Here is a 13,757-nt window from a genome sequence, read left to right on the forward strand (position 1 = left end):
ATTTCGTGCCCGGGGCCCCAAGTTCCTGCTTTGCGCTCCATAAATGTATTCAGGAAGCTTCTTCTGTCTTGCTCCGTCTCTTGCCGATCCGCTCCAGTTGTTTCCGAAGCGGGACATAAATGATCAAGGCAAACACAAAATGAATGAACAAATTAGGAATCATGTATTCAATCAACGCCCAGTCAAAGGTCACGTGGTTAAGTTGGAAGAGCTTGTACAGGAAGAATAGCATGGTGTCATTAAGCAGACTTCCCAAAATGACAACCGACACCATCACCGGCAGTGGTGCACGCGGTGCTTGAAAAATGAGTCCCATCATGTATGCCGATAAACCCATTGAAAATCCGTAAGGTCCAATCATCTCGCCATAGAATACGACGTCATGTAATAGTCCAAATAATATGCCGAGCACTAACGCCGTGTGCCGATGGTGATATACAGCGATAAACAAAATTGCGATATAGACCAGATTGGCAGCAATACGCATGTGCCAGCCGGAAGGAATGAGCAGCGGCAGAATCGTGCCTTCCGCAATGAACAAAACGAATAGTAACAGGAACAAGACTTGCTTGCGCGTCACCATTACTCTTTTACCTCAGGCGGAATAATGACAATCAGTTCTTTCCAGTCAAGGAAGCTTGCATATGGGTCAATTGTAGCTGTTTTTGTTAAACCATATTCACTTTTCTCTACACTCTTCACTTCCCCAATGCGCATATACTTTGGAAAGTTATTGATGATTCCGGAGGAGATAATCTCATCACCTTCTTTGATGTTAGAATCCTCTGAAATCTTGGTCATCTTGAGCATGCCTGTCTTCGGATCATAACTCTCAATCATACCAAATACTTTTTCCTTACCTACTGCCGTTGCTGCAATCGCATTGGATGTCGGATCATTGGCGTCCATCGACGTTAACAGATTAACCGTTGATGTATATGAGCTGACATGACTGATCACGCCAACCAGCCCTTCCTGCGAGGTAACGGCCATCCCCGGCTTAATTCCCGCATTTTCACCGATATCAATGTTAATGGTTCTGCTGTTCGGATCCGAATTGGCACTGATAACCTGAGCAATTCGTGAACCGTAATTATACCGATTTTTCTGTTCTTCCGTGAAATTCAGTGCTTTTTGAAGCTGCTCGTTCACCTGTTCCATATCATTGTACTTCAGCCGATCCCGGGTATAGTGACCCATCGCGATGCGAAGCTCTTCATTTTCTTGATATACCGTACGCATGTTCGCTACATCTTTGAAAAAGCCCGCTACATAGGAAGCGGGCTTGTAAAATACGTATTGTACAAATCCAACTGAATCCTTCAGGAATTTCTCCGGCCAGGATAGAGTGGTTCGCGGACTGAGCGTAAAGCCCATTAACGCGATAAATGTAACAAGGCCCACCAGCAAAACAAAAAGTCTTTTGTTGCCTAGCAGTTTAAACAGTTCGAACACCCTCTAACATCCATATTCTCTTCCGAGCCATGCCCGGCGGGGAGACTGTCAGACCTGTAGTCCCTGCGAGAATATCAGCTGATCCTCCCCTGTTAAGCGGGTAATAGCTCATCCCCGGGGTTAACCGGGTCCTCTATAAAGATATCTTGCCACTTAGTCGCTATGCCAAGTTAGGCAAATACCTATTAACGTTTGGAACGAACTGCCGAACTGCTTCTGCTTTTGAACAAATGAATATTCTCTAGCGCTTTACCTGTTCCGATCGCTACACAATCCAGCGGGTTCTCAGCTACAATGACAGGCATGCCTGTCTCACCAGCCAGAAGTTTGTCCAGGTTGCGAAGCAACGCCCCACCACCGGTAAGAACGATACCCCGATCCATGATATCGGCAGCAAGTTCAGGCGGGCATTTTTCCAGTGTTACTTTTACCGCTTCAACAATTGCATTCACTGTATCAGCCAGCGCTTCGCTGATCTCGTCGGAAGTAATCGTAATCGTCTTCGGCAGACCTGTAACGAGGTCGCGTCCACGAATTTCCATCGTCTCTACTTGCTCCAGTGGCATTGCTGATCCGATGTCCATCTTCAATTGCTCCGATGTACGCTCACCGATCATCAGATTGTATTGACGTTTGATGTACTGGATCACGGATTCATCCATCTCGTCACCCGCTACACGAACCGAACGGCTTGTTACAATACCGCCAAGAGAGATGACAGCCACTTCCGTTGTACCGCCACCAATATCGACAACCATGCTACCCGTTGGTTCCCATACAGGCAGATCTGCACCAATGGCAGCTGCAAAAGGCTCTTCAATCGTATAGGCTTCACGTGCTCCAGCCTGTTTTGTTGCATCTTCAACCGCACGTTGTTCTACTGCAGTAATCCCGGATGGTACACATACCATCACGTTTGGATGACGCTGGAACATGGAGCGTTGTTTCTGCGCCTCACGGATGAAATATTTGATCATCGTTGCCGTTGTATCGAAATCGGCAATAACGCCATCTTTCATTGGACGAATGGCACGAATGTTACCTGGTGTACGTCCAATCATTTTTTTTGCAGCCTCACCTACTGCCTCTATGCTATTAGTATCTGTCCGTATAGCGACAACCGAAGGTTCGCGCACCACAATTCCTTTTCCTCGTACATAAACCAACGTATTTGCTGTCCCCAAGTCAATACCCAAATCCTTCGTAAAACCACCAAACATAACATAATCTCCTTTTCTGCCTCATATAGCCGCTCTATTCTGATCCAGAGCGTAATAATTTCATTCCCACGCAACACGTGGAGCTAATATTCGCATTTGTTTTTTTGCATTTGTAAAGTGAACCTATCTTTTACGGACAACGCCGTTAACACTCATAGGAAAACATCAACGCCAACCATTATATTATACTAAGCCCTTCTCCTTCAAACTTACATACGTTCCATCTCCGATAATAATATGATCAAGCACATCAATGCCGACAATAGCGCCTGCTTCAATCAGTCGCTTGGTTATTTGGATATCCTCCGGACTGGGCGTAGGATCACCGCTCGGATGGTTGTGTGCGCACACAATCGATGCGCTGCTGCATTTGATGGCAGCCCGGAACACTTCACGCGGATGTACAATCGAAGCGTTAAGGCTGCCCATGGAGAGTGTTTCCTGGGCAATAATATGATTTTTGCTATTCAGAAAGAGACACACAAAATGCTCTTTCTGCAAGTAACGCAATTGTTCCATTAGGATATCGGCTGCATCACGCGGTGTACGAATTGAAGTCGACTGTATAAGTCTGCTCTTGGCAATTCGATGCCCCAGCTCAATGCCGGCTTTCAATTGCACTGCCTTGGCATTGCCGATCCCTTTCATCGCGGTCAGTTCTTCCAGACTCAAATCCATCAACGAGCGAATACCACCCGCTTCGGCCAGAATCCGCTGTGCCATATGCACCGCGGATTCCTGTCTTGTGCCTGTTCGAAGTAAAATTGCCAGCAATTCAGCATGGCTCAAGGCGCCCGCCCCGTATTCCATCATGCGTTCTCTCGGGCGTTCTTCCTGGGGGATGTCGCGCATCATATATTGAGGCGACTCCATATGTTCCCTCTTTTCATTTCACAACATTTGGCTTCATTCATGTTCGTGGCAACACATGTACGCCGAACCCGTCCAACATATCACTTAGCAAGGATAGCGGCAAGCCAACCACATTAAAATAACATCCTTCAATGCGGTCGATCAGTGAAGCGCCGATGCCCTGAATGGCATAAGATCCTGCCTTATCCGAAGGCTCTCCTGTCTGCACATAGGCACGGATGGTCGCATCCGAAAGTTCTTTCATCGTTACATCGGTCTGGCGGTAATGAACTAATGACTGTCCATTGCCCGCATCAATACAAGCGACACCTGTAAACACCCGATGTACACGGCCCTGCAACCGGGATAACATACGTTCAGCATCCGCTTCGTCTACGGGTTTGCCTAGAATCTCACCATCCAGAACAACAACGGTGTCACTACCAACAATAATGGCTTCCTGCTCGCGGCCTTCAAGCCCGCGATACACGGCAAGCGCCTTGCGCAAAGCAAGCTCCTGTACCGTCTGTTCAGGTGTCCACTCTGGTGGTGTATCTTCATTGGCATGACTTGGTATTACATCAAACGCTAGGTGGAGTGATGCGATCAGTTCTTTGCGCCGAGGCGATGTGGAGGCCAGAATAATAGGGCGCTGTTGTGTGTTATCCAAAATGAACGGCTCCTTATGCCACGGCAACATCCTGTCCGGATCACGATAATAGATGTCACTGGTTTAATTTTTTTCGTCATAACTCGTCATTCTCCTACAGTCTGCGATACAGCCACACAGCGGCAATCATACCGATCAGACTCAGAAGGCTCATTTGAAATTGAAGTGAAATATCATAACTGATAATATCCAGATCAGCCTGCGGCGACCAACGTATGGTCGTGGCTTTCGTAAGAAAGGCTACTGCCTTAACAGGCTGCAGTGCCTTGGCGATCCACGCTCCGGCCATCCAGCCGAGCAGCAGAAACAGCAATAACATGCCGAAGTTTTTTTTCATCGGTAATCTTCCCTCGCCATTTTTTGACACCCACATTATTATACGGGGTTTTGTACGTCAATACAAACACAAATCCGGCAAGGGGAACTATTTCCAGTTCCTTGCCGGACAGGTATTTCCAAGCGTTGTTATGGGAAAGAGCATGTTACTGCTTTATCGCTTCAAGCCATTTTTTCTGCTGCAGTACGTATTCCATCAGATCGGACTGTACAGACCACATGTGCACATCATCCGGGTTTTTATTGTACTCCGCGATAGCCGTAATTGCATGGTTCATCGATTTCTCCATTCCGCCAATAATAGGTTGTACCTCTCTGGTCAGGCCGGGTGAAAGACTATTCAAACCGGTTAACCATGACTCGTGCTTATTCTGAATCGCGGTCATCGTTTCTGTTGGGACTGCTACTGGGGTAGACTGTCCCAGTTGCTGAATGGACAAGGTAGATAGTTGTTCGATTAGTGCAGAACTGTTTGTAAAGAAGAGCTGTACATCCTCTTGCTTGCCACCGAATATGGCCGGATTGATCTCAGGGTTCACGATCTCCTTGACGTACAGTTCGACTCCCTGAGCTTTAAGTCTGGTGCTAAGTAGCTTTGCCTCTTCACGATCAGCTGAAATACCCGCATATACCCGATTACCATCTTCAGGATCAGAACCTGCGGCTATACCTGCTTGAGCCAATTCAAGCTTGGCCTGTTCGGCTCGTTCGGGTGAACTAAAGACGCCGTATTGAAGTGCATAATACGTGTTGCCAGTCGCAGCTGCCTGAAGCTGCTGCTCTGTTCCTGCAGTCCCCTCCTGACCAGCCACGGTGGAAACCGCCTGATTGACGGGAAGAAGTTCACCTGGCTTCGCGGCTCCTTCTTTATTAAAAAATGAAAGAATGACCATGCCGAATAGTGCTCCCGTAACGAGCGCCCCGGTAACAGAGCCAATCATCTTCCAGCCCCTTGGAGGGCGATTTCTCTTATAGGAATAGTTCTCGGAATCTACAAGCCAGTCGTGTCCTTGATCATCATGCGTATTGGACAGATCGCGACGCTCTTCCTCCGGATCTGCTATGTGAGTATGATAACCGTAACCTGATCGGTTCCCAAGATAATGGGCCTCATCCAAGTTAGAATCAAGGCTCATCCGTTGTTCAGGGTCAGGTACAGTAGAGCTTGTCAGCACCGTCTCTCCCCAGTCTCCGGGGATATCCTCTGGTGTCCAAGACGGGGTTGTATCCAGCTTCTTAGGCGTTAGCGTATGATTGTGCGGTAATTCTTCACTCAACGTCACCAATGGACTGGACGCGGAAATCCTCTTATTTTCAGGCTTGTCCGACTCATGATCCCCGAAGCGAAACGTCATTCTAGCATTACTCACCCGTACCCTCTCCTTTGTCCCATTTATATCAGCTATATGCAGAGACGGGAGAAGACATTCCATTCAACGCAAAAAAACGCCTGCTTCTTATCGAAGACAGGCGCTTTCTGAATTGATTTATTTCAATCCTTTGGCAAGGGTATCGCCGACTTTCCAAATATCACCTGCGCCCATCGTGATCACAAGATCTCCTGGCTGCAGACGATGCTGCAGATCAGCTACAACTTCTTCTTTCGTTGGGAGATAACGCGCAGAAGCATTACTGTTTTGAACGATCAGTTCAACCAGTCTGGCTGAGTGCACCCCTTCGATCTGTTTTTCGCCCGCAGGAGAATAGATATCCGTAATAAGCACCTCATCCGCTTCCGCGAAAGCACGACTGAACGCATCCAGCAGAAAGAACGTCCGCGTATAACGCTGTGGCTGGAATACCGCAATAATGCGCTTGCCCGTTGCTTTGGCCGCACTAATGGTCGCTTCAATCTCGGTAGGGTGATGAGCATAATCATCGATGATCAGCATATCACGCGCCTCGCCCAATACCTGGAATCTGCGTTTGGCTCCGTGGAACTGGATGATAGCCGCCACAATCTTCTCAAATGGAATACCGGCTTCCAGACAGGTGATCACGGTAGCCATCGCATTATAAACGTTATGCTTACCTGGAACCGATAACTCCACCGTGCCCATAGCAGTGCCCTGATGATTCATCGTAAAGGAGATCCGGCGATCGCCCAGTACAATATCCGTAGCTGTATAATCCGCAGCATGGTCAATACCATAAGTCGTGATCCGTGACTTGAGTTCTGGCAAAATCGCTTGAACATTCTCATCGTCAGAACACACAATGGCTGTTCCTTCCGGACGAATCTGGCTCAGGAACTGCACATAAGCCTTTTTGAGTTCTTCAAAATCACTGTTGTAATTCTCCAGATGATCTGCCTCAATATTCGTTACAATACCGAGCCATGGATGGTACTGCAAAAATGAACCATCGCTCTCGTCCGCCTCAGCGACAACCCAGTCTCCCTGGCCTGCTTTGGCGTTGGTGCCCACATTCATGATTTCTCCGCCAATGATATATGTCGGGTCCGTATCACATTTATCCATAACAAGTGCAATCATGGATGAGGTGGTTGTTTTACCGTGAGCTCCCGCCACAGCCACGCCCTTACGTTCGTTCAACAAACGTGCAAGCATCTGGGAACGATGCAGAATCGGAATGTTCAGCTCTGCCGCTGCTACCCGTTCCACATTATCAGCAGGCGCTGCCGTAGAGTAGACAACCAGGTCTGCTCCAGTGACGTGCTCTGCCGTATGTCCGATATATATTTTCGCTCCCTTGGCTGCCAACTTCTCGGTCAACTCCTGTGAAGCGACATCCGATCCGGTAACGGTATACCCCATTTCCAGCATAACTCTTGCGATGGCACTCATGCCATATCCGCCAATCCCTATAAAATGAACGTGTTCCGATGTATTTAACAAAACTTTCACCAACCTTTTTCAGAATCGGTTTGATGCAAAAGGGCTGCCCGCACATCCGCAATCAGGTACAGTGTGCCGGAGACCACCCCCAGATCTTCCGCTTCCGTCCGTGACTTCAATAGATCAAGTGCCTTTGCCCATTCGGGCTCGACGATGATTTCCAGTTTCTGCTTCGCAATGGCGGGACGTACCCGTTCGACAATCTGCAGCAATTCGGCTGCATCCATTTTGCGTCGGAAATCTGGCTCGGTCAGGATCAGCGTATCCACTAGTGGCAGTATATGCTGCAAATACGCTTCGTGATGCTTATTTGCCAACATACCCATCATCAAAATTAACTTGTTGTGAGGATAGACATCCATAATGCTCTTGGCCAGTGACTCTGCCCCTTCCGGATTATGTGCTCCATCGAGCACAATTCGAGGTTCATCGACGACTTTTTCGAATCTCCCTGCCCAGAAGGCATTCTCCAGTCCAAGTGCAATATCGTTATCATCCAGCATAAATGCCATGTATTGTCTGAGCAATTCAAGCACCATTAGTGCGGCCGCTGCATTGTCACATTGATGTGAACCCTGCATGCTTATGCGAACGTCCAGGTCGCGAAACGGGCCTGTAAAATGAAAAGATTGTCCGTTCTCATTGCTGTCCAGTCTATGATAAGAGAATTGATCTCCAGCCAAATACACGCTTGATTGAAGCTGCTGTGCTTTCTCCTGAATTACCTTCACAGCTTCGGGTTGAGTCGCGCAGGTCACAACAGGTACTCCCGGCTTGATAATCCCTGCCTTTTCCCAGGCAATCTGCTCAATTGTATCTCCAAGCACATCCGTATGATCCATACCAATGTTGGTGATGACGGACACAACAGGTGCAACAATATTCGTTACGTCCATCCTTCCCCCTAGCCCCGTCTCCCATACCACAACGTCAGGGTAACACTCTTCTGCATAATACAGAAGCGCGAGAGCCGTGGACACCTCAAACATCGTTGGTGATCCAAGCGGAGTGGAGGCCATTTCCATGACCAGTGGGCGCAACCGATTCGAGAACTTGAGCAGGATCTCTTCGGGAATATCCTCACCGTTGTATTGAAAACGGTTTGTAAACTTGGTGATATAAGGGGACGTAAAGGTGCCCACATCATATCCAGCCTGAAGAAGCACTGACGTCAAAAAAGCGCAAGTCGAACCTTTACCGTTCGTTCCCGCGACATGAATAAATTTAAGACGTTGGTGTGGATTGCCCAACATGGACATCAGACTCTCGATTCGTTCCAATCCAGGTCGAATGCCAAAAGGAATAAGGCCATTGATCCAGTCCACGGCCTCGTTATACGTAAGTAAAGGAGCTGCTGCATCTGTCCCGTCTAATTGCGTCATCTGATTCACCTTCGGTCCCGAGTTTGATTGAAAAAAGCGGCCGGATGGCATAATAGCTCTCCATCCGACCCAGATATATTTAACCTTTCAGTTCCTTGATACGTGCAATCACTTTATCCCGTTTATCGGAATAATCTGCTTGCTTGGCGCGCTCTTCCTCAATAACCTTCGCAGGAGCTTTGGCTACAAAGCCTTCATTCGCCAGCTTTTTCTCCACACGGAGTACTTCGCCCTCAAGGTTCTGCAACTCTTTCTCCAGGCGAGCCACTTCCTGCTCGATATCAATAAGACCTGCCAGTGGCAAGTATAGCTCTGCCCCCGTAATGATCGCAGTCATTGCCTTATCCGGTGAGCTTAGCTCCAGCCCACTATCGAATTCGGACGTATTACAGAAACGTTTGATGTAGTGACTGTTACGCTCAATGATGCTGGACGTCTCAGCACTATTTGCTTTGACCATCAACTCGATCTTTTTGCTCATCGGCACGTTCACTTCTGCACGAATGTTTCGAACTGCACGAATGGTATCCATGAGCAGGTTCATCTCGGCAACAGCCTCTGGATTCTCGAGAGCAGGATCATATACCGGCCATGCTGCCAGCGTAATGGTCTCACCTTCATGCGGCAGATGCTGCCAGATCTCTTCGGAGATGTATGGCATAAACGGATGAATCAGGCGCATGGTCTGATCCAGCACATAAGCAAGCACGGATTGTGTTTTCTTCTTGGCAATCGGATCTTCCCCGTAGAAGGACAGCTTAGCAAACTCAATGTACCAGTCACACAGGTCATCCCAGATAAAGTTATACAGCACACGACCCGTTTCCCCAAATTCATACGCTTCGATTAGACGCGTAATATCGCGGGAAGTTTCGTTCAGACGATGCAAAATCCAATAATCCGCTGTGCCAAGCTCTCCGCTAATGTCACGTTCCTCATAGGTGAATCCTTCCAGATTCATCAATGCAAAGCGCGAAGCATTCCAGATCTTGTTGGCAAAGTTACGAGCCTGCTCCACCCGCTCCCAACGGAAACGCAAATCCTGACCTGGCGTGCTGCTGGTTGAGATCATGTAACGCATTGCATCTGCGCCGTATTTCTCAATCACATCCAGCGGGTCTACACCATTGCCCAGTGATTTGGACATTTTACGTCCATCTGCGTCACGGACAAGACCATGCATCAGCACATCCTTGAACGGAATCTCATCGGTGAATTCCAATGCAGTGAAAATCATACGTGCAACCCAGAAATATATGATGTCATACCCTGTCACAAGTACACTTGTCGGATAATAACGTTTCAAGTCTTCTGTATCTTCCGGCCAGCCCAGTGTGGAGAACGGCCATAAGCCGGAGCTGAACCAAGTATCGAGTACGTCTTCGTCCTGTCTGAGCTTGCGGCCAGCATTCTCTGGCAGCGTTGTCGGATCTTCAGCAGATACGATGATTTCACCCGTTTCCTCATCATACCAGGCAGGAATACGATGTCCCCACCACAGTTGACGGGAAATACACCAGTCACGAACGTTCTCAATCCAGTTCAGATAGGTTTTCTCAAAACGGTCTGGAACAAAATTAACCCCTTCGCCACTCTGTTGCTTCTGGATCGCTCTCTCTGCAAGTGGCTTCATCTCAACAAACCACTGGGTAGAGAGATACGGTTCAACAATGGCTCCGGTACGTTCACTGTGTCCAACCTGATGCGTGTGATCCTCAATGTTGATCAATACGCCCTGCTCTTGCAAATCAGCAACAATCTGCTTGCGGCAGTCACTGCGATCCAGTCCCTGATACTTGCCGGCCTCAGCATTCATTGTGCCGCTCTCATCCATGACCGTAATTTGAGGCAGATCATGACGAAGACCTACTTCAAAGTCATTCGGATCATGCGCAGGCGTAATTTTAACTGCACCACTTCCGAACTCTTTATCCACATAATCATCAGCGATAATTGGAATTTCTCTTCCGATGATAGGCAGTACAAGTACTTTACCAATCATATCTGCATAACGCTCATCCTTCGGATGAACAGCAACCGCTGTATCGCCCAGCATCGTTTCAGGACGCGTTGTTGCCACGGTAACGTAACCACTTCCGTCTTTGAGAGGGTAACGCAGATGGTACAAGTGACCTTGAACCTCTTTATATTCAACCTCAATGTCGGACAGAGCTGTCCGGTTCACCGGGTCCCAGTTAATAATCCGTTTGCCTCGGTAAATAAGGCCTTTTTCATATAATTGAACAAATACTTTGCGAACCGCTTGGGACAGACCTTCATCCAGCGTAAAACGTTCACGTGAGTAATCAAGCGACAATCCCATTTTGCCCCATTGCTGACGAATGGTAGTGGCATATTGATCTTTCCAGTCCCATACTTTCTCCAAAAACTTCTCGCGTCCCAGATCATAACGCGTCAGACCTTCTTCACGCAGTTTCTGCTCCACTTTGGTTTGGGTAGCAATGCCTGCATGGTCGGAACCCGGAAGCCACAGTGCATCATAGCCCTGCATCCGTTTCGTACGGATCAGTATATCCTGCAGTGTAAAATCGAGTGCATGCCCGATGTGCAGCATCCCGGTCACATTCGGGGGTGGGATAACAATCGTGTAGGGCTCGGCATCTTTACGTTGACCGGCTTTGAAATATCCACGTTCCATCCAGGTGGAGTACCATTTATCCTCTGCCGCCTTTGGATCGTAAGTGGTCGGCATTTCTGTTGCAGCTGATTTTTTTTCCTCAGACATGTGTCATTCCTCCGTTACTTATCATCTTCGCCAAAAAAAACAAAAAAAACCTTTCATCCATCAAAGGACGAAAGGTTAGCTTTCGCGGTACCACCTTTGTTTCACGCAGACAGCGAGATAGACTTCACCCTCTGTACATGACGTGACACTTCAAGCAGATAACGGCTGCGACCGGCCCATCCTACCTCAGAAATAAATGACGATAAATCTCATTCATCCCTTGTATTCAAACAGGCAACTCCCGGGCGACTTCGATCAGTTGGTTCCTGCGGAATCTCACAGCGCTACAATTCCACTCTCTGATAGGTCATACTGTCTACTACTCCCGTTCCACGTTGTTCTTCAAAAAACCTACACACATCATACCTTGCTCGTGCGCGATAGTCAACCTGACAACAGCGGAAAAAGAGCGCTGGAATGCAGGTTTAGGACGAATCATGCAAAAACCCGTAATCCTCAAGGGGATCACGGGTCCTAACGAAGGCTTTTAACTACGGATTAAGGAATGTACAATATCTGACCTTCTTCCACAACCTGTTCAGATAATCGGTTATACAACTGAAGTTCCCTCGTGCTCAATTGGTATCGATCTGCAATGGCATCAAGTGTATCTTCTCGCTGGACGATACACAGTTTCACTTTGCGGAATGGGGTCTGATCCACGATCGTCCCCAGGAACAGATTCTTCCACTCCACTTCATCAGGAGGGTACGTTTCTTCCTGTACCACAACACCCGCAGGAACCTCATCACCTCGCTCCACTTCAGCATCGCGTGCCGCTCTGCCAGAGGATAACAAGGAAGAGATACCTACGCCCTCTTCTTGCCGTGGTGCGGATTCTTTCTTGCTGCCAAAAGCAACCTTAAGCTCCGGCTTGTCTTCCGTCTCCCCCACAGGTTCAGGAACAAATGCTTCGTTCTGCACAAACTCGTCTACCCCATTCGCTTCAAAGGACGGCCGGTCTTCCTCCGCATTGTCTGGTTCGGACGAAGCAAATACACCCTGCCAGTTCTCAGCCTGTGATTCCACCGGAACATCGGCAACGGCTGGGTTCTCCTGTTGAGGTACAGATCTTGCTGATTCGAAGTGCCATACATCCGGTGCATCCGGTACACTCTGTGGTGCCAACTCATCAGATGATTGTGCAGCCAGCTCAGAGGTTTCTTGATCTGGACTTCTCGGGTTCGCAGGCAATGCATCCACGGAAGGCTCAGACCACACAGAAGACTCTTCTTCCAGAGGTAGCAATGGTTCCGACTCAGGGTAAGAAGCTAAACGATCAGCGGTCTCAGCCATAAATGACGAGATTGGAGTAGGTTCGCTGTATTGTTCATGGGATGCCAATTCATCTCCATCCGCTGTCAGAGATGCGAGATCTTCGTTTGCATCAGGTTGTCTGTTTTCGTTAGCGTATTCCGTACTTTGCTCCTCAGATTGAAGTGAATCGGCCGAAGACGCATTCGCATATTCCTGCAGATCAGCGAATTCCGGGGCACCATATGCAAGTTCTGCTGCATTCGCAAGTCTCTCTTCCTCACTCCGCTGGAGCAGATACTCTTGTGCAAATGTATTGGGATCGCTACCTGTCTGTGCTGCTTCATCGGAACGGTTGGATTGCTGAGCATCAGGTGAATGAACAACTGTAAACTCATCTGCTGACCACACTTGTGGCTCCTCAACAGGAAAACCCTCGATGCCTCGCAGCGACAACACGCCTGTAATGTTCAGACTTCGATTGGATAACAGATCCACGTCAAAATTTTCGATTTCGATGGAAATATCCTCAATCGATCTGACCCGGTTCAGAGGCACCGTGATCTCCACAGGAATGAAGTGTTTGAGCTCCTCTGAAGTCTCGTTCTCTCCTCTGTACGCACCTGTAAGTAAAAGATGCCCTCTTAACGTGGCATGATCATCCTGCCCTATGACTTGAATGCGCGGGTATAGTTCAATTTCCTCTAATTCCTCAATCGCAGGGACTCCCTCAGACAAATGAACGCGCTCATAAATATCGAACCGCAAACCATAAGGTTGATTCAACAAAGGTGGCGTCCTCCTTTCGGCATATGTTCACCATGATCCTTCTCATGGGACTGATCCATGGTCCAAATCCTTCGTTACCCCATCTATATGCCTTGAATGAGATGAGCATGCCACCTTTTGAAAAACCTTGCTATATAAAGCGAAATAGAGAATGTTGCACCTAGCCACTTCGATGACAGAATAACCTTCCGATCA

General features: G+C 48.2%; 11 protein-coding genes and 1 other annotated feature. All 11 genes read right to left on the reverse strand.

The window, feature by feature from the left end; all coding sequences use genetic code 11:
• Nucleotides 1-49: 49 nt before the first annotated feature.
• Nucleotides 50-583, reverse strand: a complete 534-nt coding sequence (gene mreD, locus AC1S8V_RS23430) for a rod shape-determining protein MreD (protein WP_482070977.1) — start codon at nt 581-583, stop codon at nt 50-52.
• A complete protein-coding gene (gene mreC, locus AC1S8V_RS23435) occupies nt 583-1,455 on the reverse strand; it encodes a rod shape-determining protein MreC (RefSeq protein WP_482070978.1) in 873 nt (290 codons plus the stop codon). The genes mreD and mreC overlap by 1 nt, the downstream gene beginning before the upstream one ends.
• A gap of 185 nt (nt 1,456-1,640) precedes the next feature.
• Nucleotides 1,641-2,675, reverse strand: coding sequence for a rod shape-determining protein (locus AC1S8V_RS23440; RefSeq protein ID WP_017692612.1), 1,035 nt, complete (start codon nt 2,673-2,675; stop codon nt 1,641-1,643).
• A 183-nt stretch (nt 2,676-2,858) separates the two neighbouring features.
• Nucleotides 2,859-3,548 carry a RadC family protein gene (gene radC, locus AC1S8V_RS23445; RefSeq protein WP_145325270.1) on the reverse strand — a complete coding sequence of 230 codons (690 nt, stop codon included), beginning with the start codon at nt 3,546-3,548 and terminating at the stop codon, nt 2,859-2,861.
• Between the two features lie 37 nt (nt 3,549-3,585).
• Complete coding sequence (locus AC1S8V_RS23450) at nt 3,586-4,197, reverse strand: Maf family protein (protein ID WP_091037560.1); 612 nt, start codon at nt 4,195-4,197, stop codon at nt 3,586-3,588.
• Nucleotides 4,198-4,291: 94 nt separating this feature from the next.
• Complete coding sequence (locus AC1S8V_RS23455; protein WP_047841183.1) at nt 4,292-4,534, reverse strand: DUF4321 domain-containing protein; 243 nt, start codon at nt 4,532-4,534, stop codon at nt 4,292-4,294.
• A 145-nt stretch (nt 4,535-4,679) separates the two neighbouring features.
• On the reverse strand, nt 4,680-5,903 hold the full coding sequence (locus tag AC1S8V_RS23460) for an SPOR domain-containing protein (protein WP_482070979.1): 1,224 nt from the start codon (nt 5,901-5,903) through the stop codon (nt 4,680-4,682).
• A 117-nt stretch (nt 5,904-6,020) separates the two neighbouring features.
• Nucleotides 6,021-7,391, reverse strand: a complete 1,371-nt coding sequence (gene murC / locus AC1S8V_RS23465; protein ID WP_488656669.1) for a UDP-N-acetylmuramate--L-alanine ligase — start codon at nt 7,389-7,391, stop codon at nt 6,021-6,023.
• A 5-nt stretch (nt 7,392-7,396) separates the two neighbouring features.
• Nucleotides 7,397-8,773, reverse strand: coding sequence for a bifunctional folylpolyglutamate synthase/dihydrofolate synthase (locus tag AC1S8V_RS23470; protein WP_482074565.1), 1,377 nt, complete (start codon nt 8,771-8,773; stop codon nt 7,397-7,399).
• A 79-nt stretch (nt 8,774-8,852) separates the two neighbouring features.
• A complete protein-coding gene (locus AC1S8V_RS23475; protein ID WP_482070980.1) occupies nt 8,853-11,519 on the reverse strand; it encodes a valine--tRNA ligase in 2,667 nt (888 codons plus the stop codon).
• A 60-nt stretch (nt 11,520-11,579) separates the two neighbouring features.
• Nucleotides 11,580-11,861: a binding site (T-box leader), on the reverse strand.
• 156 nt (nt 11,862-12,017) lie between these two features.
• The gene (locus AC1S8V_RS23480; protein ID WP_482070981.1) at nt 12,018-13,562 is read right to left on the reverse strand and encodes a LysM peptidoglycan-binding domain-containing protein; all 1,545 of its coding nucleotides are present in this window, start codon (nt 13,560-13,562) and stop codon (nt 12,018-12,020) included.
• Nucleotides 13,563-13,757: the final 195 nt, after the last annotated feature.

It is taken from the genome of Paenibacillus sp. B46(2026), from assembly GCF_056786355.1.